At 50.3% G+C, this 22652-nt stretch carries 15 protein-coding genes; 5 read left to right on the forward strand and 10 right to left on the reverse strand.

Annotated elements, in window-relative coordinates; genetic code table 11:
- Positions 1-57 precede the first annotated feature (57 nt).
- The 9 genes from J9253_RS13105 to J9253_RS13145 all read right to left on the reverse strand — a co-directional run bounded on the left by J9253_RS13105 (position 58) and on the right by J9253_RS13145 (position 16779).
- Complete coding sequence (locus J9253_RS13105) at positions 58-381, reverse strand: hypothetical protein (protein WP_210221388.1); 324 nt, start codon at positions 379-381, stop codon at positions 58-60.
- Positions 382-558: 177 nt separating this feature from the next.
- A complete protein-coding gene (locus tag J9253_RS13110; protein ID WP_210221389.1) occupies positions 559-5247 on the reverse strand; it encodes a beta strand repeat-containing protein in 4689 nt (1562 codons plus the stop codon).
- A 79-nt stretch (positions 5248-5326) separates the two neighbouring features.
- The gene (locus tag J9253_RS13115; protein ID WP_210221390.1) at positions 5327-7741 is read right to left on the reverse strand and encodes a Calx-beta domain-containing protein; all 2415 of its coding nucleotides are present in this window, start codon (positions 7739-7741) and stop codon (positions 5327-5329) included.
- A 273-nt stretch (positions 7742-8014) separates the two neighbouring features.
- Positions 8015-9235 (reverse strand): hypothetical protein, encoded by a 1221-nt coding sequence (locus J9253_RS13120; protein ID WP_210221391.1) that lies wholly within the window; start codon positions 9233-9235, stop codon positions 8015-8017.
- Positions 9236-9246: 11 nt separating this feature from the next.
- Positions 9247-11205: an adenylate/guanylate cyclase domain-containing protein gene (locus J9253_RS13125; RefSeq protein ID WP_228291584.1), complete on the reverse strand. Its 1959-nt coding sequence runs from the start codon at positions 11203-11205 to the stop codon at positions 9247-9249.
- 28 nt (positions 11206-11233) lie between these two features.
- Entirely contained in the window at positions 11234-12946 is a 1713-nt protein-coding gene (locus J9253_RS13130; RefSeq protein WP_210221393.1) for a FecR family protein, read from the reverse strand.
- 27 nt (positions 12947-12973) lie between these two features.
- Positions 12974-13711, reverse strand: coding sequence for a Crp/Fnr family transcriptional regulator (locus J9253_RS13135; RefSeq protein WP_210221394.1), 738 nt, complete (start codon positions 13709-13711; stop codon positions 12974-12976).
- An 11-nt stretch (positions 13712-13722) separates the two neighbouring features.
- Complete coding sequence (locus tag J9253_RS13140) at positions 13723-14916, reverse strand: glycosyltransferase family 4 protein (RefSeq protein ID WP_210221395.1); 1194 nt, start codon at positions 14914-14916, stop codon at positions 13723-13725.
- A gap of 15 nt (positions 14917-14931) precedes the next feature.
- Positions 14932-16779: a peptide-binding protein gene (locus J9253_RS13145; RefSeq protein ID WP_210221396.1), complete on the reverse strand. Its 1848-nt coding sequence runs from the start codon at positions 16777-16779 to the stop codon at positions 14932-14934.
- Positions 16780-16867: 88 nt separating this feature from the next.
- Between J9253_RS13145 and J9253_RS13150 the strand changes: the two genes are divergently transcribed.
- The 4 genes from J9253_RS13150 to J9253_RS13165 all read left to right on the forward strand — a co-directional run bounded on the left by J9253_RS13150 (position 16868) and on the right by J9253_RS13165 (position 20656).
- A complete protein-coding gene (locus tag J9253_RS13150; protein ID WP_210221397.1) occupies positions 16868-17659 on the forward strand; it encodes an enoyl-ACP reductase FabI in 792 nt (263 codons plus the stop codon).
- Positions 17660-17662: 3 nt separating this feature from the next.
- A complete protein-coding gene (locus tag J9253_RS13155) occupies positions 17663-18529 on the forward strand; it encodes a YicC/YloC family endoribonuclease (RefSeq protein WP_210221398.1) in 867 nt (288 codons plus the stop codon).
- A 6-nt stretch (positions 18530-18535) separates the two neighbouring features.
- On the forward strand, positions 18536-19423 hold the full coding sequence (locus J9253_RS13160; protein ID WP_210221399.1) for a DnaJ C-terminal domain-containing protein: 888 nt from the start codon (positions 18536-18538) through the stop codon (positions 19421-19423).
- Between the two features lie 66 nt (positions 19424-19489).
- Positions 19490-20656 (forward strand): trypsin-like peptidase domain-containing protein, encoded by a 1167-nt coding sequence (locus J9253_RS13165; protein ID WP_210221400.1) that lies wholly within the window; start codon positions 19490-19492, stop codon positions 20654-20656.
- Between the two features lie 379 nt (positions 20657-21035).
- Here the strand turns inward: J9253_RS13165 and yihA are convergent, their stop codons facing one another.
- A complete protein-coding gene (gene yihA / locus J9253_RS13170; protein ID WP_210221401.1) occupies positions 21036-21656 on the reverse strand; it encodes a ribosome biogenesis GTP-binding protein YihA/YsxC in 621 nt (206 codons plus the stop codon).
- Positions 21657-21958: 302 nt separating this feature from the next.
- On the opposite strand from yihA, the gene J9253_RS13175 reads away from it, so the two are divergent.
- Complete coding sequence (locus tag J9253_RS13175) at positions 21959-22570, forward strand: c-type cytochrome (RefSeq protein ID WP_210221402.1); 612 nt, start codon at positions 21959-21961, stop codon at positions 22568-22570.
- The last annotated feature ends 82 nt before the right edge of the window (positions 22571-22652 follow it).

Consider the following 22652-nt stretch of genomic DNA (forward strand, 5'->3'; position numbering starts at 1 on the left):
CCGCCACCTGTAACAGATGGCGGGCTTTTGTCGATTAGACTAAAGCAATTAAAGCAATTACTTGTCGCTAATGCCTGCACTAGCCTGTTGTTGCTGGATAACAGCTCGAATAGTAGCTACCGCAGAAGCGTTTGCCGTAGCTGCTGTGTTTGCTGCTGCGGTAGACGCAGCCACTTGAGCCTGCTGTGCTTGCACTTGAGTATTAACTGCGGTTAATTTAGTAGTCAGTGCCGGGTTATTGGCAGCCGCAGGACTAATCACCACAGCATTACGCAATAAATTCAACTTGGCAAAAATATCACTCACGGCAGCATTTGCATTACTGCTAACACCTACTGTAGCAGCCATTAGAAGCGCTGTAGCCATAACTTTCAGTTTCATTTTAATCTCCTTAAATAACAGTGTAACAGTGGCAGGAACTAGAAAAACACTTCATATTCTTTCCTTCCTGACAAGTATTATACACTAAAAAGTATTTTCTATCCTCAGCCCTCCAATCTAATGATTGAAGGGCTTTACTCAAAACTGATCAGCTACGAATAGCCGATCGGTTAACGTTTACGCCAAAATGAAGTCAACGCCATTGATGGTTGACAAACCACCCAACTGTGCTGCACTGGTCATATTATCCAACGAGGCAATTTGTACGCGACCTGCACTGTCAGACCAATTAGCATCAAACCACAGTTCACCGTGACCGGTACTGCTGTTAAAGACAGCTACCACACCATCCATAGCAGCAGCAGCAGCACTAGTGATTTGGGCAGTTGTCTGCGCTGTCCCCAGAATAACGATATCATCACTAATAGGAACACCACCAACAATATCACCAAAGCCATCCCGAGCAACGATCGAATCGGCGTCAGTCAAATCCAAGTAGATTTGGTCACCGGCTGCACCCAAGGCAAAATCAGCTAAGCTAATAACACCTGTCTGGAACGCATTAGTACCAACAGCCAAATCCGTCAGTGCGAATAAATCGCTGCCAGCACCACCTGTCACTGTGGCATTGCCAGCCACACCAGATGTGGTCAAGAAGACATCATCACCAGCACCCAGGTCAACCACATCATTACCGGCAGACCCATTCACGATATCACCACCAGCACCAGCATTGATAGTGTCATTGCCCAAACCGCCATCAAAGGTATCAGCCCACGCACCACCGGTCAATACGTCGTTAAACGCACTGCCTTGCATGGAGAAGGAACCAGTGGTCTCTGCTGCACCATTGAACGTGACCGCTGCGGTAGCACCACCCATGTTAACAGCCAGTGTACCCGCTGCCACCAAATTGTCCGTAGTCACATAAGTGCTTGGCGTACCATTAGTCAAGATGTTCAGGTTAGTGAAGCCTGTTACGTTAGTCAGATCGCTACCTGCTGCGCTAGCTGGGCCAGTGATATTCAATGTATCACCCGCATCACCACCACCGTTAACTGTATCTGCACTCGTCAGCGCCACACCACCCAACACATCGTTCATATTAACGACGTCAACACCAGTACCTGTCTGGATGTTGTCATTACCACCACCGACAGAGATCACGTCAGCACCTGCACCCGTCGTGATGGTATCGTTACCATTCACAGTAGCGTCACTGGATACAATCTGGTTACCAACCAAGCCAGTGAAGGACTGACCACCGTTACCCAAGTTAACGATGGAAGCAGCACCCGTCGTTGTGGCAACAGAAACACCCGTTGGGTTGTTAAAGATCGTCACAGCGTTACCGCCAGTGCCATTCGCCAGAGATACCTGTTCAAAGTTGGAAAGGACACCACCTGTGGTACCATTGTTCAAGACCATAGGAGCAGTCACGGCAGTAAGAGCTAAGGTATCCGTACCAGCACCACCGTCCACTGTAGCAGCGCTCAAGAGTGCTGATGTGGTACTGATAGTGTCGGCGCCTGTTGAACCCACAACGTTACGACCCGCAGTACCCAGTGTGATACTGGATGCTGCACCAGCCGTTACTTTGTTGAACTCACCATTGATAGTGAAGCTGCCAACACCAGTGGTGCCCGCTGCCAATGTCACTTCTTCAACACTTTGTACATTACCAGTCGTTTGACTACCGTCATCTACCGAGAAGTTGGCAGTCGTGATGGCATCGCTGATCACCAGCTTGTCAGTACCACCCGCACCGTTAACCGTAGAACCTGCCAAATTGGCAACAGTGGTATTGATAGTGTCATCAAACGCTGTCCCAGTGGACGTTGAAGCAGGAGCTGTCAGCGTTACGTTACTACCACTATTATTGATGGTTGCCACAGACGCTGCCGCTAAGCTGTTCACACCTGACAACTTGACCCGGAAGTCATTGGAGTCCAGTGTGCCGTTACCGTCCAGATTCACCCATAAAGTATCGGTTGCATCATCGAAAGCCGCTGCATTAACACCAGTCAACGCACCTTGTGTAGCGGAGAATTCAGCGAAGGAACCCAAATAGCTAGTAATTCCCAGACCTGTCAGGTCGATGACATCCGTACCGGATACAAAATCGACAATGGTGTCTGTCCCAGTAGTAGCGACGCCAGTAACCGGAGAGTTGGACTGGGCAAGCGAAGTGTAAACCACCCGGTCAGTACCAGCACCCAAGGTAATGGTATCAGCACCTGTAGAGCCGTTAACCGTGTCATTGCCTGCGCCTACATTGATGGTGTCACCACGAGCGGAACCTGTCACTACATCATTACCAGTATTGGTTGTGATGGTGGCAGCAGCCGTTGTGCTGTAAGTCACGCCAGTCAGGTTCAGGTTGCCGGTTGCTGTACCTGCATTCACCGCAGTGATATTGCTGGCCGTAGTTGCCAAGGTCAAGCCTTCCGCACCTGAGATATTGACGGTATTGATGTTGGCAGTACCCGCACCCAGTGTCAGGCTGTTGACCGGAGCTGTGGCTGCTGAGCCATTGGAGATGATGTCAACTGTCTCAATCGAGCCAGACACAAAACCCACATTCGCGCCAGTCACATTGGTCGCAGCCGTCCCCAGGAACGTATCGGCATTATTACCCACCCCGATAGTGAACTTGTCAGCCGTCGCGCTGCTACCGGCATCATCAAGCTGCAAAGTACCCGTGACCGGGCCAGCCAGGATGTCAACACGCTGCACAGCGCTGGTCAAATCATCAATACGGGCATTGTTGTAACCTGCCGCCAATTCAATGCGGGTAGCACCGGCGTAGTTGTCACCTTCAATGTTAAGGGCGTTGTCCGCATTCTGTACGCCAGTCAGCGTATCCTGCACACGGATATATTCAACACCACTGATCTGGCTCTCTGCCGCGATCAGATCCGCTTGGTTAGCCACGATGCGGTCATCACCAGTACCACCGGTCACTGTATCCGATACGGTTAATGTACCCGCAGCAAAGGTCACTTGGTCGTTACCAGTACCACCGGCAAAGTTCAGGGCATTGGCTGTATTGGTAGCCACCGTCAAGCCACCACTTGCAGTAGCAGCATTGATAGCCGTAACCGTGCCATTCAACGCACCTGTAATGGCTACATTCTGAGTTCCTGTAAAGTTCAGGGTAGTCAGGTTAGTGTTCAGAGCAGCCACGGTGCTAGCCGCACCTTCAGCCGTCAGGTTAACTGTCTCAACACCAGCGTTGGCGGTAGTCACACTACCAATCGTGACAGCACCAACATTGCTGTTGCTCAGTTTAACATTCATGCTGTCAGTCGTACCGACTACAGCGGTATCCTGATACTGAACAGTCACAGGGGAAGCACCTGTCAGGTTTACCACTTCCAAGTCAACCAGGTTAGATACTTGGTTAAAGGCAGCAGAGCCAGAAGAGTTGCTGGACTTGACTGTTGTCAAACCCGTTGTCCCGGACAGGTCAAATACTTGGCCACCTTCAGAAGTCGCATTCAGGACTTCAATCCCGCTCATGAAGAAACCATTGTAATTGTCAGGGTTAGGCGCAACGTCGGAAGCTGAAACGTTCAGGGTATCCACACCCGCACCACCGTTCAGATTGTCACCTGCGGTCAGTGTTTTGGAAGAAGCCGCACCTGAACTAAACTCACCTGCATTAAAGGTGTCAGCTTCAGTCGTGCCGGTGAAAGCAGCGCCTGTGTCTGAACCAGTCGTCAGTGAGAAAGTTTGGCCGGTTGGTAGTGGTGCAACGTCATCATTGGTGATAGTCACAGTAACTGATGCTGCTGGTGTTGCAATGGTGTTGCTACCAGAAGCGTTTGACAAGCCAACAATGATGGTTTCATTCGCTTCAATTACGGTATCACCCTTAACAGATACCGTCAGGGTCTTGGTGGTTTCGCCTGCTGCGAACGCCACTTGAGAACCTGTTGGCGCTGGGTCGGTAGCAGTGTAATCAGCCGCGTCCGCCGTACCAGTGAAGTTCACTTCAACGGTAGCTGCCTGTGCAGGGTTAGTACGAGTAATCGTTACCACTACATCCGTGGATGCACCCGTATCACCTTCTACAACCGCAGCGCTTGCCGCTGCAATGCTGAATACGGAAGGAAGCGGTGTGGTTGAAGTATCATTCACCGTCATCGCAGCCGTTGCACTTTGACCATTAATGCTGACGGTCAGGGTTTCCGCACCTTCAGTGGTCGCATCTGCCTTCAGTGCAACGGAAATGGTAGCCTTGCCACCAGTAACTGTTGCCACACCGCTCAGGCTGCCTGAAGCCAAGTCATCCGCATTGATGCCAGAAAGGGTGTAAGGAACAGAAGTACCATCCGCCACATTGGTAGTGGTCAGTGTGAAGCTGGCTGTGGAGCCCTCATCAACACTGGGTGCGCCAGCCACCAGACTGAAAGTCGGCGTAAGTGCTACGCCATGAGTACTTGCACCCGCTACATCCAGAGAAGCACCGGTCACAACAGCACCGCCAGTAGTAGCAGAAACCGCTACACCACCGACAGTGACTTTACCGGCGTTCGCACCAGTCGTTTCAAACTTGACCACAGCAGAACCATCGCCAAAAGCAACGGTTTGGGTGCCACTAGTATTGATCGGCATTTCCACGACCAATTTGCCATCCGTACCAAACACTTTCAGTACGTTACCAGTCGCCTGGAACTTGTAAGCGCTGCTAGCAGATGCCACATCAGCGCGTTCAACGTTTTGGTCCAGTGTAATGCCATCGACGTTGAAGGGTGCGTTATCATAGATAACAACTGTTTCTACACCAGCATTACCGATAACATTGCCGCTGTCGCTGGCGATATTGAGTTTTTCGCCGCTTGATAAAAGAATACGTGCCATTTGAATTAACTCCTTAGTTGAAAATAAGCCCCCAGGTATTCAACGAGTGTTGAGTACCTGGTTTTCTAGTGCAGTGACCTTAGATCAGGCTGCCTGCACCAAAAGTGTTGTTGAACGTAGTAGCATCCACGATGAACGTAGAGCCGTTTTCAGCCGCAACACCGGTCAGTACGATGGTTGCGATATTGCCAGAAGCATCAGCCGCACTGATCTGGACAAGGCCATCAGCAAAGTCAACGTTGGTAATGCTGGCTGGGACAATGAAGCCATCTTCAAAGTCAATCTTGTCGCCAGCACCAAAACCGTCGATGGTGTAAGTGAAGTCAGCACCGATGCCATCAGCAATCACGAAAGTAACGTCATCAATCGCAGCATTTTCCGTTGTGTTGCTGCCAGCAGCCGCATCGTCAATACCGTTAGTGACTGTCACGGTGCGGGCAACTGGGCCTGCAACGTCAGTATCAGTGATAGTGACAGTCGCTGTACCGGCTGCGCCGATAGTGCCCATAGACGGGTTGGACAATGCCAAAGTGAAGGTTTCAGCACTTTCAGGCAGTGCGTCATCCAATACTGGGATTACAACAGTGGCTGTTGCTGCACCAGCAGCAAAGCTAACTGTCTGTGTAACAGACGTATAGTCTTGACCAGCGATTGCCGTGCCGTTTGCTGTCTGAACATCAACAGTCGCAGCATCAGTAGTGATATCACGAGAGATGGTCAGCGTGACAGAACCAGCTTCTTCCGCAACGCTTGCATTAGCAATGCTGAATGTTGGGTTGCTAACAGGAGTCACAACGCCTGGGAAGACGCCATTCGGGTCGATAAGCTGGAATTTAACCAAATCTGCTGCGGAAACCTCGAACAGGAATTTGCCCGGGGTTGTGACATCAGTCAGATCCAGCACCACTTTCTTGTCAGCAGTACCGGCACCCAGTGCGAGCTTGACGATTTCTGGGGTAGCCACTGAAGCAGTACCAGCAGTGTCAAAACCATCCAGAATGGCATCGTTCAGTTTCAGGGTCAGCACTTGCTGTTCAGTTTGATCACCGCTGCTGAACACGATTTTGTCGATGTTTTTGAAGCCAGCCAAGTCAGCCGGGGAAACATCAGCCGTGTTGAAGATTTCCAGCACGTCGCTGCCAGCATCTTGACCGTCAACTTTCTGGCCTGCATTCAAGCTGTCTTCGTCAACTTTGATCAGGTTAACGGCTTTGTCAGACAGGGTAAGAGTGCCGGTCATTTCACGCAGATCCAAAGAGCGCAGTGAAGTGTCCATACCGGTCAGATCGCCGATTGTCAGGTTGCTGCTACCTGAAACAACCAGTTGCTCCAAGCCATGTACGTTCAACTCGCCAATCACGTTAGGTGTCTGGTTGCCCGCAGAGTCAATTTTCAGTGCTTCCAGAGCGTTCAGTTGCTTGTCTACTTCACCGATAACCAAATGGTTAACATCAGCATTGTTGATGGTGATGGCAGATACATCGCCATCAGAGGATGCCGAGCTAACGCGATCCAGTGTATGAGCAGCGAAGTCAAACGTGACCGTGTTGGTTTGTGCAGTTGTGTTGTTCAGTGACATGTTCAGCGGGATGCTTCTCATATCGCCGATAGTGGCACTGTTGTTCGCGCCAGTAATGCGGTTGATATGAACAAACTCAACGCCCGGCGCGTCTTGCAGGTTCAATTCCATTGGCTGGGTGCCGCTGGTGAAGTCTACGTTGACAGTACGCATATTGTGCAGTTGTGGTGTAACAATATTCGTACCGTTATCGTTAGGCGTGCCCAACGTAACATTCAACGTAGCATTGCCACCCATACCGGTCAGGAAATCTTCATCTTGCAAGGTATTGACACGGTCATTACCGCCCGGTGTATAACCTACCCCTGCTTCAAACAGCGTGCCAGACAGTACGTCAGTGCCAGTAGTCAAAGAAACACTTGTAGGCGTTGGTGCTGGGTTGCCACCAACCAGTGTCTCAATCACTGGGTCAATATTCAACTGCTTGTCTTTCAAGTTGTCTTTACGAACATCGCTCATGAAATCACGCACGGTGTTAGCCGCTGCATTACCAGCATAAGCATTGGATTCGCGAGTTTCATTCAGATGAGCCGTGAACGCACTGGCAACTGCCTGTTTGTTTTGCAGAACCGCCAAGTCATCATTTTGTGCACCATTCAGGATGTCCAGCATGGCAGACTCGGTTGTCTTACGCCCAGCAGCAATCTCGCCTTCATAGAACGCCAGACCTTCAGCTTCAGCAGGACGACCAAACAATTGCATGTAAATTTTGTCGATCCGTGATGCGACAGACTCGCTGCCGTACAGAGCAGTGGCTTCGTCAGAGTTACCGAATGCACTGATGATTTCATTGAGGTTGCCATTGGCACCATCCAGGCGAGCAGCCCAGTAAGCCAAGCCTTCTGGGTCAGCAGGACGGCCATAATAAGCAATATAGATGTCTTGCACTTGATTGAAATAGTCGATTGCGGCCATGAGTATGCTCCTAATTAATTTAGAAATAGTGAATAATATCTATTGATCAGTATTGTGTAAGTCCGCTGTAACTTATTACTCAACGGATTGAGGCTAACTATACATAGAGTTAATTCGCGAATATGTGATACGCATCACCAGTCAGAAGATTTGTTTATAATTAAATGCATTTTGCTTATAAAACAAGCAGAATGTAGGATGACTGAAAAGATGATATATGAGGAGTTTGACGCTAGATCGTCAGAAAACAGGCGAAATAGACACGAAAACGCGCTATTTACTTAAGTTGCCTTCAATAGCAAGACTGACTGTATTACCAACCGGTAAATCAAACAGAGGGATTTCGCTATCCTGTATGCGATCCATATTATACTGCAATAACAAACGCTTATTTTTTGATATTTTTTTGGCTAATCCAATATCCAGCCCTGTTCGTACCTGATTGCGCACACTGTCACCAAACAACACTTGATTATAAGGGTCAAAATCACGTTTATAGGCTAGCGTTGCCCCAAGACTGGGTTGCCAGCCAGCAATGGCTTCCCCCTCCCAATTGCCTGACAACTCCAGCTCCGCTCGCCCCCCACCCGGTCGTTCGCCAAGCGCGTGATCATACGTCAGGGTAATATCTGTCAACAGCTTCCCCCGCGCCTGTAACGGATATTGTTGCTTGATACTGAGATCTGTGAGCAACGCTTCCAGCCCCTTCTGTTCAGGGTAAATATCATACCTCAGCCCCGCCTCCAGTACTTTCAGAGCCTGAGCACCCAATATCTTTTGGTATCGCCCCCCGATACTACCGCGAGCATTACCTCGCCCATCACCCACAAAAGCAATCTGGGCTTCCCGACCCTCTTGAGCACTTAGCCACTGCCGACCTGCCGCGAACCCTGTTATGTTATTTTTGGGTACATCAGGATAAAACTGCTTCTGAGCAGCAACATAATCAAGCCCACCGTGCGTATTCAATACCTGATACCCCCCCCTGATATTCACAAAGGACGATGACAGGGGTCGACTGCTTTCATCAACCTCTAATTCTATTTTACCGTTGCCAAAAGGGTTATTGATGCTGAGACGTTCATGGCGTGTCCCAAGATTCACATTATCCAGATAACCCACTGCCACTGAAAAACTGGCTGCCCCGTTTGACTCCGCAGCAGGGACATGCTGACCATCCATACTCAGCTTGTTCCGCTGTATTTGCTCCGGGCGGCACACCCCATACTGGAATAACAGCAGCCATTGCTCGACATATTGTCGCCATGCAACATCAAGGCTGGGCAAAGCAGCCAAAAGTTGGCGTATTTCCCCACTCGCTTTTTCCAGACCCGCATTATCACCTGCTTCACAGGCTTGGGCTGCCAGCTCCAGCGACTGACCAAAATCCACTTCAGATACCTGATCCGCAGCAAGCACGCTTGCCGACGTTGCCCCCAACATCAAAAGCCCCAAGCAACAACGTAACCAGCGATCAAACTGCCATCCAGACAAAAAGCACACCATCAACCACCCTCCGTAACTTTACCCGGTTTTAGTGTGTAAATGCCGACTCTGTTTTCCCTACCCTTAAGTGCCATCATACCCCGACTGACAAGGGGATATTCGTGTTGTAAACACTCCACCGTCTGCTGACTAACGACCAAGGGTTCCTCTATTTCTCTGGCAAACGTTTGTAAACGGGCAGCAACATTGACTGCATCACCAATAGCTGTATAGGCATGTCTGAAACGTGTCCCCAAATCCCCCACAATGACATCCCCTGTATGCACACCAATCCGCACAAGAACCGGCTTCCCCCTCAGCCTTCTTATGCCATAAGACTGATTGAATTGCTTGATAGCCTCTAGCATATCCAACGCTGCCTGAACCCCCTTATCTGCATGATCGTCATGTTGGAAAGGAGCATTCCAGAACACCATCACAGCATCTCCCATGTATTTATCCAACGTTCCTTCATGCTTATGTACCACCACCGTCAAACACTCAAGAATTTGCTGGGTCAGCAGCGCAATTTCTTCTGGTGCTGAATGCTCTGCCCGCTCGGTAAAGTTGGCAATATCAGCAAACAACACCGTCAGGGAACGGCGACTGGGCTGCAACAAGTCAGTCCTGCTATCATTCACAATGTGATCAACCAAAGAAGTAGGCAAATAGTCCCGGAAAACATGACGCAACCGCCCAGCGGCACTCTGAGATATCCACCACTCCACTGGAATCTGGAATACCAAAAAGAACAGGAACAACATAGCGGGATGCATGGGTAAAAACCATTGGCGATCTACCCACACCCAAAAGCCCAGACCCAGCCACCCCACCATCAACAATACCGTAACCACCACCACCACGCTGGCTCTAAACCCGAACGCCAACATGACATACAGCACAATCAACCCTGCGAAACCCGAAATCCAAGACCATACATCGAGGGAAAAGTCGGGGACGTTATCTTTACCAGATAAGAGCCAGTCCAATATTTGCACATGCACCGATACCCCCGGAATATTATTGCTCAATGGTGTCGCCTGCTGATCACCCAATCCCGGCGCTGTCCCAGCCAGCAACACCATCCCTCCCTGTAAATACTGTACATAGGCTGGGTCAACCTGGCGCTTCAGCACATCAATCGCGGGAATCCCCACAATGTAATCCTTCGGAATCAAATAAGGTATGCGCAACTGCCCTTCGTCATTCACCACCAAACGGGTAACGCTCCCCTCTCCTAACAAACCATGAGCCTGTATTTGCCAACCATTAGCCTGTTCAGTGAGCGTGAAATCATAGCGTTTATCGGCTCCCGAATAACAATGCAGCATTTCCAAAGCCAACATGGGGAATAAACGCCCTTCCCACAGAATAAAAGGGTTTACTTGAGTGATCATGCCCTCGTTATTTTTGATGGATGTAATATGACCAACGCAAGGCGCACTAGCCAAGAGACTGGTATTACCGATGTAACCCCTTGCATGTGGGAAAATGCTATCGGCAAGGGGATTATCAATCGCCACCCCTGCACTGACCTGACCACTCAAAAAAGCATTAGCGGGCTCATTTTCCAGATCAAACGCTTGAGAAAATACCACCGGATAGCGCCGAGCAATATCCAGCAAAGCCGTATTACCCTTTGCATCCCGATCATCAGGCATATACATATCCAACCCAACAACGGCTACCTTGTACTCTTCAAACAACAATTGCAGCAACTCAGCGTAACGCTGCCGTGACCATGGCCAATCTTCCCCATCATTTTCACGCAATGCCTTAATGCTATCGGCATCAATCTGGACGACCACAACATACGGGGAATGCGCAGTAAAAACACTGCCCCACTGTTGGTAGGCATTCCATAAGCGGGCTTGGCTAGTACTATAGAAACCACCGGAATCCCACGTGGACGCCAGCAACAAAACGAGCCCCACCACCATCACTAATACAGCCCGCCCTAACCACGGTATCAAGCCCATCTTCAACAAGTCATACTACCTAATTCTCTCAAGGATTCACCCAATCAATACCGCCAAAGGAATCTTGCGTAGTATTGATTGAATGGTAGAAAGTGTATGCAGCACTATTAAGGGTTGTCCCGTCACCGGCTACAGCCCCTTGGATGACCGTTGCCCGATCCAAGCGGTCATCCATCATGATGCCATCCTTGGAAATCGTGCCCGTTGCAGTTACCGAACCGTTATATGCCTCTGATGCCAAGGAAAACCCTGTGGAAAAGGACGCAGAATCAGCATTATTAATCTTAACCTGTAATCTGGCATCACCAACGGTAGCCTTGGTGTAACGCCCCCCTTCCCGGATATAAGCCTCTGAAGTACCGGGCTTAAAGTTGTAAACGGCAGGAGCGGTTGGCAGCAACTTGTCATATTTTGCCAAACGAGTAACCGCATACTGACTGTTGGAAGTAATCAAGGCATATTCTTTACCCACTTGCTCACTCAACGGGATAGCGCCTGCACCTGCCGCTGGACTCCAACGACCCCATTTAACCACTGGAGTGGTACTGGTAGGAAGAGAGGGAGCGACTACTGGAACATTCGGCACGGCTGGCGAAGTAATCGGAGCCACACTATCACCACTCACGTCAATGACAAACTCTTTTGGCCCTGCAACTGGAGAAGGCGTGATTACCGCCTGGGTTGGTGTCTCTACTTGAACCAATGCAGGGGTTAAGACTGCAACCTTGGCTATTTCCCCTGCTTTCGCAGCATCTACACTACTTGATTCTTTGGTAGACCCAACACCTCCCAAGGCAATTGGCTCACTCACCTGAACGGGCGAAGTACTGCTTTTGGTGGAGCCTGTTGCAGCAACACCAGTGTCCGCCACAGCAACGACGGTGGCAGAAGTCTTGGAACTCTCCTTGGCAGGCACGGCAGCAGATGCCCCTGAAGCAACTACGGTATCACTAGTCTTGGTATCACTAGTCTTGGTATCACTAGTCTTGGTATCACTAGTCTTGGTATCACTAGTCTTGGTATCACTAGAACTAGCCTGCCCCTCTTTTACGTTTTGTGACACCGAGACATGATTCACCTGCACCACGGGTATCAGTTGAGGCTTAAACTGCCCCGCCTGTAATACTAGTGCCAAACCCTGTTGCGCCTCAGAAAGTGTCTCGGCACTCCCCCCCATACAAGGCCCGAGCCCTGTACGTTGGCAACCGTTGTTAAAGCCGGACATGACGATTGCCCCAGAACGCAAACTGACATGGGTTTGCAACTGCGTAGTATTCACCGTAAATTCTGTTCCTCGAATACCAATAGCCGCAATGGGAGTATTCAGACGGTAGCGGTGTTTGGCTGCCTGCCCACCTTTACCCGTTTTACTAACAACCTCGCCCTCGACCAGCTCAAGGCGGATTTCACTTGCAGCGGGATTTGCTGGGTCAAAATCGTATTGTTTGACCTCAAAGACACTATTGGCACGAATCTGCTCCGTAGCACCATCCATCATGCGCAAACCGACCTGACTCCGATCCTGAACAACAAAGCGCCCCCCCTCAGGTATATCCATCCCCCTGAAAACGGGCATCACACTCCCATCTTTTGCATATAAATTAGCCTGACCCAGTAGGAAAACCACCTTACCAACTGCCTGTGGCGCAGCGTTGATAGTCTGATCCGCATGTACCTGAGCAAACAGAGTTGTCCCCACAAACACTGCCATCCCCATAAACGCTGCCGATATGTATTTCATGTTATTTGCCTCTCAGTAAAGCCCTTACTATTCATCAATGTCCTTAACCAGCATCCCCTCCCCTTGCATTGCCTTTTCTTCTAATACGGTAGGCTGCAAGATAATTATTTTACGCTTATCTTTTTTAATTATACCTTCTTTTACAAGAATCTGCATCGCTCTTGACACCGTTTCCCGAGTCGTATTAACCATTCCAGCAATTTCTTGTTGTGTAGGAACATTATCTAAAACCACAGGTTCCTCCTCCCCTTCTTCCTGGACAGGTAGCACCCGTGGCATCCGCGATAACATCACATACACCCGTGCATGGGCAGAGGGAATACTTAACAACATCTGTCGACCTGATGCTTGCCGAATCACCTGCGCGAATCTGCCCAACAATCGCTCAACTACAGATGGGTAATTATGAAAAAGATTTAATGCATGTTGTTTCGACAAAAATGCAACAACAGACTCCTTGACCGCAACAACTGAAGCCGAACGGGGCGCACCATCAATGACAGACAGCTCCCCAAAATAATCCCCGGCCTGAATGACATGCAGGAAAACCTCTTTACCCTGCAAAGTATAATCAACTACATGCAACTGACCCGCCAGAAGGAACAAAAGTTCCCCATCTGAGGCACCTTTCTGTAAAATAACGTCCCGCTTTTCATAACGTCGCACTGTAAGCTGTTTAAGAACAATCCCCAAGGTAGCATCATCAAGCCCCTCCAGTAGGAATACTTTGCGTAACGATGCAACTGTCAATTTTGTTGGATTCATAATTAAAAGTATCAAGTCTTGATGTGTTGTAGAATTTTGAGCATATCGTCTTTTCTCGCCCCCCAAGTCTGTCCTTGTTGGCGTTGTGCGCCGCTGATACGCAACCCATCCTTTATATTAGTACAAGTTATGACTTCTGCAAGTGCATGACTGATTTCTTCCGTTTTTTCTGGATTAACCAAACGTGCCGCATTACCCGCAGCCTCCCTCATCGAACCGCGATCAGAAGCAATCACGGGTGTCCCCACCGACATGGCTTCCAGAATGGGCATACCGAATCCCTCAAATAAAGAAACATAAACAAACACACCAGCCAACTTGTAGAGGTACGGCATATCTGCTTCAGGAACATAACCCAACCAACGAACATTATCAGCAGCGCTGATTTTTCCGACAATATCTTCCGCAAGCCAACCTTTTTCTCCCACCAGTAACAAAGGCCATTCATCCCGTACCGTTCCTGCCAAGGCCGCATAAGCATCAAGCAATCTAATCAAATTTTTTCTCGGTTCAAATGTTCCAACTGACAAGATAAATTTTTCGGGTAATGCGTACTTCAACCTTACCTGCGCTTCGACAGCAATATCCAGATTCAAGAAATGCTCACCGACCGCCGGACTCACCACAAAAATAGGTGGTAAAACCAACGAGTCACCAAATGTCTTAAGGACGTCTTCCTGCGTTGCAGCGGAAACCACCGTGATGGCACTAGCACGCTGGATTGCTGTCGGCAAATGCTTATCCAAAAATCTGACACGATCCACAGGATGGCATTCAGGATAATGAATGTGTGACAGGTCATGAATTGTCAAAAGACACTTACACTTGATGAAGGGGGGCAGGTAGTAATTCCCTCCCCAAAAAATGTACTCTTTGTAACGCTTGCCCGTGTAGGCCAAGCGCACCGTTTGAGCAACAACGCGAAGATCTCTGATATAGGGAAAACGCTTCAAAAGACTCTTCATTCGTGCAAGCAAATCAATACTCACCTGCTGCCCTGACAGGCTACTTGACGTACCAGACGCTGGCAAAAAAAGCAGACCAAACAACTCCTGTCGGCTCCAAAATCTTGTTCCACAAACGCCGACAATATCATCAACCCTGTCATCCTGAAGCAATTCTCGCAACAGATAGAAAATATAATTACCTACGCCAGTCCTGCGACGTAATAAGGGGCATATGTCAACCAGTAGTTTGAGACCCATAAATACCTGCTAAATCTACTTCGTATACTTCTGCATCGCCGCAGGCACGTAGTTTTCCACCGGCAAGCTGCCCCGGTTCAAACCGAGCTTGGTCATTTGCAGATTATGAATGCGCTTGTCCACGAACAACAAAGACTGGCGGCGCATCAGGAAGGTATACGGCTGGTCTTCCACCATAATGCGTTCGGCCTGCTGCCATAACGGCATCCGGGCTGCTTCATCCACCGTGGCACGCGCCTGATCCATCAGCTTGTCCAGCTCAGGGTTTTTGTAGCTGATGGTATTATCACCATCAGTTTTCGCTTGCGAGCTGTGGAACATCTGGAAAATGTCGGTTTCAATCCCACTCGTCCACCCCAACGTGATCGCATCAAAGTCTTTTTTATTCAGCGATTCCAGCATTACCGGCCATTCTTGTGGGAACGGTTCCATTTTCACACCAGCACGTGCATACAAATCTTTCAGCAATAACACCATGCGCTGGGTGTCTTCATTGCCCTCGAAATACGTCAGCTTGAAGCTGAAGGGTTGACCATCTTTGTCTTCCAACACGCCATCCTGATTGCGGTCTTCGTAACCCGCCTCTTTCAGCAAGGCTTGCGCTTTTTCCAGATTGAACGCGTAAGGCTTCAGGTTGGTATCATGCTGCTTGCTGGTATTGCTGAACGGGCTAATCGCCGCTTCTGCATAACCGAGGTAAATATCCTGAATAATGCGCGGCACATCGGTCAGGTAAGACATGGCCTGACGTACCCGCTTGTCTGCAAACCGGGTGGGCTTGCCCGCACGCTCCTGATTCCAGCCGATATAGCTGTAGCCTGCTACCGGCGGCATGTACTCGAAATTATGGCTATTCGCCATGATTTGCGCGTCATGTTTCAAACCCGCGTATTCTTTGGGACGCGCACCATAAGCATCAATCTCGCCATTGCGGAACGTGGTCAGGCGGGCACTGTCGTTCTGGATAATTTTCCACAAAATGCGATTATACGAAGGCTGCACATCCCCCCAGTAACGGTCGTTGCGCACCAGTTCCACACTGCCTGCATCCGGTCGCCAGCCTTTCGGATCAGCTAAACGGTAAGGGCCACTGCCCAGCAACAAGCCTTTGGATTCGTTGAATACCTGCGGTGTCTTCAAATAAGGTTCGTAAAAATGCCTGGGGAAAATGCTCAAGGTTCCCGCCAGCGACAGCGCCTCGAAGTACGGTTCTTTGTAAACGAACACCACCTCATGAGGGTTAAGTACTTTCACTTCCTTGATCTTTTCGTAGTAGGCGCGTTCACGCGGTGCTTGAATCGCATCAGTCATGATGAAGTTAAAGCTGAACGCCACATCATCCGCCGTCAACGCCACACCGTCGGAAAAGGTTACGTCATAACGCATCTGAAAGGTAATAGTCAAACCGTCAGGGCTTACCTGCCAGCTTTTAGCAATCAGCCCCTCCCATTCCAGGGTATCCGGGTTGCGGGTAATCAAACCTTCCAGCACATAACTTTGCACGTCGGATGCGTAAGCATCGGTCGACACCAGCGGGGTCAGGGTTTTGAGGTTGGTACCAAAAGCGTCGACACTCCAGTCGCCTTGCGCATAATCGGCTTGTTGCGTCATGGCTTGGGCGCGTTGGAACGCTGGGGAAACAGAAGCGGTTGCGCCAGCACCGCCAGATTGACGCACCACACCACTGCTGAGCGCCGTGCGTAGCTCGCGTATATCTTTCGCCTGTTCTGACATGGCAGCTTGCACCGCTGCCAGCTTGTTCCACTGCCGGTCAATCTGGTACATGGTCAGCACGATCAATATAATGACCACCGTGATTAACAAATACAGCAACCAGCCCGTGGTGCTCGATCGTTTTTGCATACGCTTGTTCATTTACTGCATAATTCAGGGTTCTAGAGCATATCATTAACCCCTTCGGGGTGCAGCATTTACACAAATAGGAGTTCACATGGGTTTTCTGACTGGCAAACGCGCCCTGATTACCGGGGTCGCAAGTGACCGTTCCATCGCTTACGGTATCGCCGAGGCCATGCACCGCGAAGGCGCTGAGCTGGCTTTCACCTACCAGAATGACAAGCTGAAAGGCCGGGTAGAAAAATTCGCAGCACAATTCGGCTCCAGCATCGTGATCCCCTGCGAAGTGGCGGAAGATGCCAGCATCGCCGCCGCTTTCCAGCAACTGGGTGAACAGTGGGACGGGCTGGACATCGTGGTGCACTCCATCGCGTTTGCGCCAAAAGAGCAGCTTTCTGGCAGCATTGTGGACAACACCACCCGCGAAGGTTCACAAATTGCACACGACATCAGTGCTTACAGCTTCCTCGCGCTGGCACGTTACGCCAAACCGATGATGGCCGGGCGCAACGGCTCCATGCTGGCATTAAGCTATCTGGGTGCGGTTGCCGCTATCCCCAACTACAACGTGATGGGCATGGCTAAAGCCAGTCTGGAAGCTGGGGTACGTTTCATGGCTGCTGATCTGGGGCCACAGGGTATCCGCGTGAATGCAATTTCCGCCGGGCCTATCCGCACACTGGCAGCTTCCGGGATTGCGGGTTTCCGCAAAATGCTCGACCATTTCGAGAAATACGCCCCACTGCGCCGCAATGTCACCATTGAGGAAGTGGGTAATGCAGCGGCCTTCCTGTGTTCTGACCTAGCATCCGGGATTACCGGCGAAATCACTTACGTGGATGGTGGTTGGAATATCCTGGGCATGTCCGGCCTCGGTGAGGAATAAACCATGATTCGCAGCATGACGGCCTTTTCCCACCGCGAGTTGACCATCGAACATGGCACTCTCCAGTGGGAAGCACGCTCGGTTAACCACCGCTACCTCGACATCAGCCTGCGCCTGCCGGAAGAATTCCGCAGTCTGGAAAACAGTTTCCGCGAAACCATCCAGAGCACACTCAAGCGCGGCAAGCTGGATGCGACCCTGCGCTTCAGCCCAACGACCGGCAATAACAACGAAATCCGCATCAATGAACCGCTGGCTCGCGCCCTGATCATTGCCTGCCGCCAACTGGAAACCATTACCGACAACCCGGAACCGCTCAAGGCCGTCGATATTTTGCGCTGGCCCGGTGTGGCGCAAGATGTCACACCCGATCGTGACATCCTCGCCGCCCACGCTAAAGCGTTGCTTCAGGATATGCTGGAGGACTTGCTGGAAACCCGCGAGCGTGAAGGCAAACGCCTGGCGGAATTCATCTACCAGCGCTGTGATCAGATTGCGGAAATCACGGTACGCATCCGCAAACATCGCCCCAGCATCATCGCTGGGCAACGCGAAAAAATCCTGAATCGCATTGAAGAGCTGAAAATTTCGCCCGATTACAACCGCATCGAACAAGAGTTGGTCATCCTCGCCCAGCGGCTGGATGTTGAGGAAGAACTCGACCGCCTGATGGCGCATCTGGACGAAATCAACGCCGTGCTGGAACGCGATGAGCCGGTTGGTCGCCGCCTCGATTTCCTGATGCAGGAACTCAACCGCGAAGCCAACACGTTGTCTTCCAAGTCCAATGATTCCGACACCACGCAAGCGGCTGTCGATCTCAAGGTGATGATCGAACAGATGCGTGAACAAGTGCAAAATATTGAGTAATATCAGATGGAATATAAGGATTACTATAAAATACTGGGGGTTGAGCGTACTGCTGATCAGGATAGTATCAAGCAAGCTTTCCGACGATTAGCGGCGAAATACCACCCCGACCGCAATCAGGCCAAAGGGGCTGAAGATCGCTTCAAGGAAATCAATGAAGCCAATGAAGTTCTGGGGGATGCCACTAAACGCGCCCGTTATGACCAACTGGGTGCGGAGTGGCGTGCCGGTCAAAACTTCAAACCACCACCGGGCTGGGGGAAAACGTCCCCGCAGTTTGATTCGTCGTTTTTTGAAGGCATCGCCCGGCGTGGCGCTAATGCCCAGCAGTCTTCCGGCTTCAGTGATTTTTTTGAAGGCTTGTTTGGCGGCGGCTTCAGACGGGCATCAACAGGCACAACCAGTTCATCCACCTTACAAATTGATGTGGAAGATATTTACCGGGGTCTAAAAACCGTAACTTTGCCTGCGGGCGGCAGCGTCCAGATACGTATCCCACCTGACATCTCGGATGACAAAAGGATACGCATCCCCGGCAAAGGCCCGCACGGCTCAGATGTTTACTTAATGGTGAAAATCAAGGAGCATCCCCATTACCGCCGGGAAGGCAGCAACATTTATCTGGATTTACCCATTACACCTTGGGAAGCAGCACTAGGTGAAACGGTCACGGTCAAAACGTTGGCAGGCAAGATTAGCTTGAAAATCCCGCCCGGCTCGCAATCAGGTAGAAAAATGCGCATGAAAGGCCGGGGTCTGGCAGGTCAGGAGCCGGGCGATTTATACATTGTGCTGCACGTGCATACTCCTCCTGCTGATACCGCAGAACAAAAAGAGTATTATGCCAGAATGAAAGCGCTGTTCGCCTGGAATCCCCGACAGCACATGATCTGACAAGGAACCTTATCCTAGGATAACTGTCTGAAAACATTGAATGCCACATACCGAGAACAGTAAAACATGGTTATGTTACCCCTCACGCGCAAGATAGCTTTATTGGCAGCCATCCTCCTGCCGGTTGCCGTACCGAACACCGTCTGTGCGGCACTTCCGACCGAAGTTAATGGGCAAGCACTGCCTTCGTTGGCTACTATGCTGGAAAAAGTCACCCCTGCCGTGGTTAATATTGCGACAGAGGGGCATCAGCCCGTCAGTGACTCACTGATGAGCGACCCTTTTTTCAAACGTTTTTTTGGCGACTCCCCACAGGGAGGAGGTCAAATTAACGGCACGGGATCCGGGGTTATCATCCATGCCCAACGTGGTCATATCCTAACCAATGCCCATGTTATCGAGAGTGCCGATGTCATACACGTGACCCTGAAAGATGGGCGCAAATACCAAGCAGAAGTGGTCGGCATTGATCCGCGTGCAGATTTGGCTGTATTACAAATTCCGGCTGAACACCTGACGGCCATGCGCTTTGGTGATTCTGACCGCTTGCGGGTGGGCGATTTTGTAGTGGCCATCGGCAACCCTTACAGTATTGGGCAAACCGTGACCTCCGGCATTATCAGTGCCTTGCACCGCAACCCCGGCATTAGTGAATATGAAAACTTCATCCAGACCGATGCCCCTATCAATCTGGGCAACTCCGGTGGCCCACTGGTCAATCTGCAAGGCGAACTGATTGGCATCAACACCGCTATTCTCGGTGATCAGGGGGGCGGCAACCTCGGTATCGGCTTTGCTGTACCCATCAATACCGCAGCAGGCGTCATTACGCAAATTGTCCAGTTCGGCAAGGTGGAACGCGGGCAATTGGGGGTAGAAGTACAAGACATGGATGCCGCCATGGCGCGGGATTTTGGCATGAAGAACAACGCAGGAGCCATTATCAATCAAGTCATTGCTGGCTCCCCCGCTGAAAAGGCAGGCATCCAGACCGGCGATGTAATCACACGGCTCAACAGCAAAAACGTGGGTAATGCCGTCGATGTCAAAAATATGATTGGTGATTTGCGGGTAGGTGCAGAAGTTCACATGACCATACTCCGGGCAGGTCGCCCACGGAATGTTACCGTCGTCACTGAACCACCAGAGGGTGGCAGGTCAGCCGCACCAACCCCCAAAGGGAATATGCAAAGCGCAGCCAATCAGCCCTACTGGGAAAAAGGGTTGCACTAGGGTTTGAAACAGGTTCCAGAAAAAAATCTGGGCAAAGAGTGCCACAAGGCCTGATAGATCAGCTATACTATAAAACGCGAATAGCCATTAAAGTATTTTATTTTTATAGTACGCAAAAATGCGCTACTATTCAGCCAGATTTGTTGAAACGACGGAATTCAATACCTTAAAAGTTTCCGTGAAGTATCAGAAGATACGCTACAATGATGCTTAAGCCCGGCATCGGTGTCTTCTGTTTACGGACACAGGTTTGGTGTCCCCAATCCAAACCTGTTAATTAAACCCCGGCTTTTTAGACCCCCTGTTTGGCCGGGGTTCCTTTTTCCAGCAGGAACAAGGATACCCTCAGAGAAATGAACTCTTCCTGAATAAGTCCCACTTACGGCTCAGATTGCACAATACTTACGTCCTTACCCAACCACTTATCCAAAACATCCCAACACTCGTCTAACCCTTGCTTGTTTAATGCCGAAAACATCTGTACTGAAGCTATCCCGCTCTCTGCCAACATCTTGCGTACTTGCAACAACACATTCGTCCCTGCCCCGCGCGTCAACTTATCCGACTTATTAAGCAGCACATGCACCGGCAGCATCCTGTTGCCCGCCCAACGCAACATGGCCTGATCGTAATCGGTCATCGGGTGGCGAATATCCATGACCAGCACCATCCCTTTGAGCGTATTGCGTTGCGTCAAATAGGATTCAATAAATTTTTGCCATTCCAGCTTGATGGCTTCTGGTACTTTGGCATAGCCATAACCGGGTAAATCCACCAGAAAATTGGCATCCGAGAGCTGAAAAAAGTTGATTAACTGGGTTCTACCGGGGGTTTTACTGGTTCTCGCCAATGACTTCTGGGAGCACACCCGATTGATTACACTGGACTTTCCGGCATTGGAGCGTCCTGCAAAAGCAATCTCCAAACCGCTTTCCGCAGGCATAGTCTTGTGGGTTGTCGCACTTTGCAGGAAACTAGCCTGCTGATAATAACGATTCATAATGTTAGCATTCTCTAATATTTTTTGCGGAACGTAAGCAGAATATGTTGTACAATTCAGTCGTTTTTTTCAGAATACCTTCCCACAGCGGTGGATTGGAAGACTGGAAAGGCTGTAGAGCGTATGGATATGGTATGCCTGCGTCAGGATGGGTGCAGATTAAAGTGCACCCGGCATGATTGCAAGCAATTGCCCCAACCGCGAGAAGACGGTTAAGGCAGCGCGTCAAGCAGTGAACATGGGGAGTCACGGCGGCAGCGCAAAAAACATGACAGATTTTCTGATATTAGGAGCACTTCGACATGAAAAAAGTACTCATGCTTGTACTGACTGGCTTGGCTGTTAGCGTCGCTGCATCTGCTTGGGCAGAAGGTGGCAATGCTGAAGCGGGCAAAACCAAATCCGCGACTTGCGCAGCCTGCCACGGTGCGGACGGCAACAGCACCAACCCGGAATGGCCTAAGCTTGCGGGTCAACACCCAAGCTACATTCTGAAGCAGTTAATGAACTTCAAGAATGATGAGCGTGTTAACCCGTCCATGACGCCCATGGCAAAGCCACTGAGTGACACGGATATGGCCGATCTGGCTGCTTACTTTTCATCCCAGACAGCAAAACCAGGTGAAGCAGACCAAAGCAAAGTGACACTGGGTGAGCAAGTCTACAAAGGTGGCAACAATGCTACTGGCGTTGCCGCGTGCGCAGCCTGCCACGGCCCGAATGGCGCTGGCAACCCAGCCGCCAACTTCCCATCATTGCATGGCCAGCACGTCACCTACATCAAAAACCAGTTGAACAGCTTCCGCAAAGGCGAGCGTGCCAACGATGCAGGCAAGATGATGCGTAACATCGCGACTGGCATGACTGATGTGGAAATCGATGCCGTTGCCGAGTACATTGCTGGCCTAAAGTAATGTCATTACCATTTGGTAACGCTTTACTGTAAAACAAGGGGTGGCATTTGCCACCCTTTGTTGTTTTAATTCACTCCATTGT

It is taken from the genome of Thiothrix litoralis (genome assembly GCF_017901135.1).
Lineage (GTDB): Bacteria > Pseudomonadota > Gammaproteobacteria > Thiotrichales > Thiotrichaceae > Thiothrix > Thiothrix litoralis.

Excerpts from the sequence above, each read along its gene's own strand:
- J9253_RS13105 (WP_210221388.1), bottom strand. The coding sequence starts at position 381 with ATGAAACTGAAAGTTATGGCTACAGCGCTTCTAATGGCTGCTACAGTA.
- J9253_RS13110 (WP_210221389.1), bottom strand. The coding sequence starts at position 5,247 with ATGGCACGTATTCTTTTATCAAGCGGCGAAAAACTCAATATCGCCAGC.
- J9253_RS13115 (WP_210221390.1), bottom strand. The coding sequence starts at position 7,741 with ATGGCCGCAATCGACTATTTCAATCAAGTGCAAGACATCTATATTGCT.
- J9253_RS13125 (WP_228291584.1), bottom strand. The coding sequence starts at position 11,205 with ATGGGCTTGATACCGTGGTTAGGGCGGGCTGTATTAGTGATGGTGGTG.
- J9253_RS13130 (WP_210221393.1), bottom strand. The coding sequence starts at position 12,946 with ATGAAATACATATCGGCAGCGTTTATGGGGATGGCAGTGTTTGTGGGG.
- J9253_RS13135 (WP_210221394.1), bottom strand. The coding sequence starts at position 13,711 with ATGAATCCAACAAAATTGACAGTTGCATCGTTACGCAAAGTATTCCTA.
- J9253_RS13140 (WP_210221395.1), bottom strand. The coding sequence starts at position 14,916 with ATGGGTCTCAAACTACTGGTTGACATATGCCCCTTATTACGTCGCAGG.
- J9253_RS13145 (WP_210221396.1), bottom strand. The coding sequence starts at position 16,779 with ATGCAAAAACGATCGAGCACCACGGGCTGGTTGCTGTATTTGTTAATC.
- J9253_RS13150 (WP_210221397.1), top strand. The coding sequence starts at position 16,868 with ATGGGTTTTCTGACTGGCAAACGCGCCCTGATTACCGGGGTCGCAAGT.
- J9253_RS13155 (WP_210221398.1), top strand. The coding sequence starts at position 17,663 with ATGATTCGCAGCATGACGGCCTTTTCCCACCGCGAGTTGACCATCGAA.
- J9253_RS13160 (WP_210221399.1), top strand. The coding sequence starts at position 18,536 with ATGGAATATAAGGATTACTATAAAATACTGGGGGTTGAGCGTACTGCT.
- J9253_RS13165 (WP_210221400.1), top strand. The coding sequence starts at position 19,490 with ATGGTTATGTTACCCCTCACGCGCAAGATAGCTTTATTGGCAGCCATC.
- yihA (WP_210221401.1), bottom strand. The coding sequence starts at position 21,656 with ATGAATCGTTATTATCAGCAGGCTAGTTTCCTGCAAAGTGCGACAACC.
- J9253_RS13175 (WP_210221402.1), top strand. The coding sequence starts at position 21,959 with ATGAAAAAAGTACTCATGCTTGTACTGACTGGCTTGGCTGTTAGCGTC.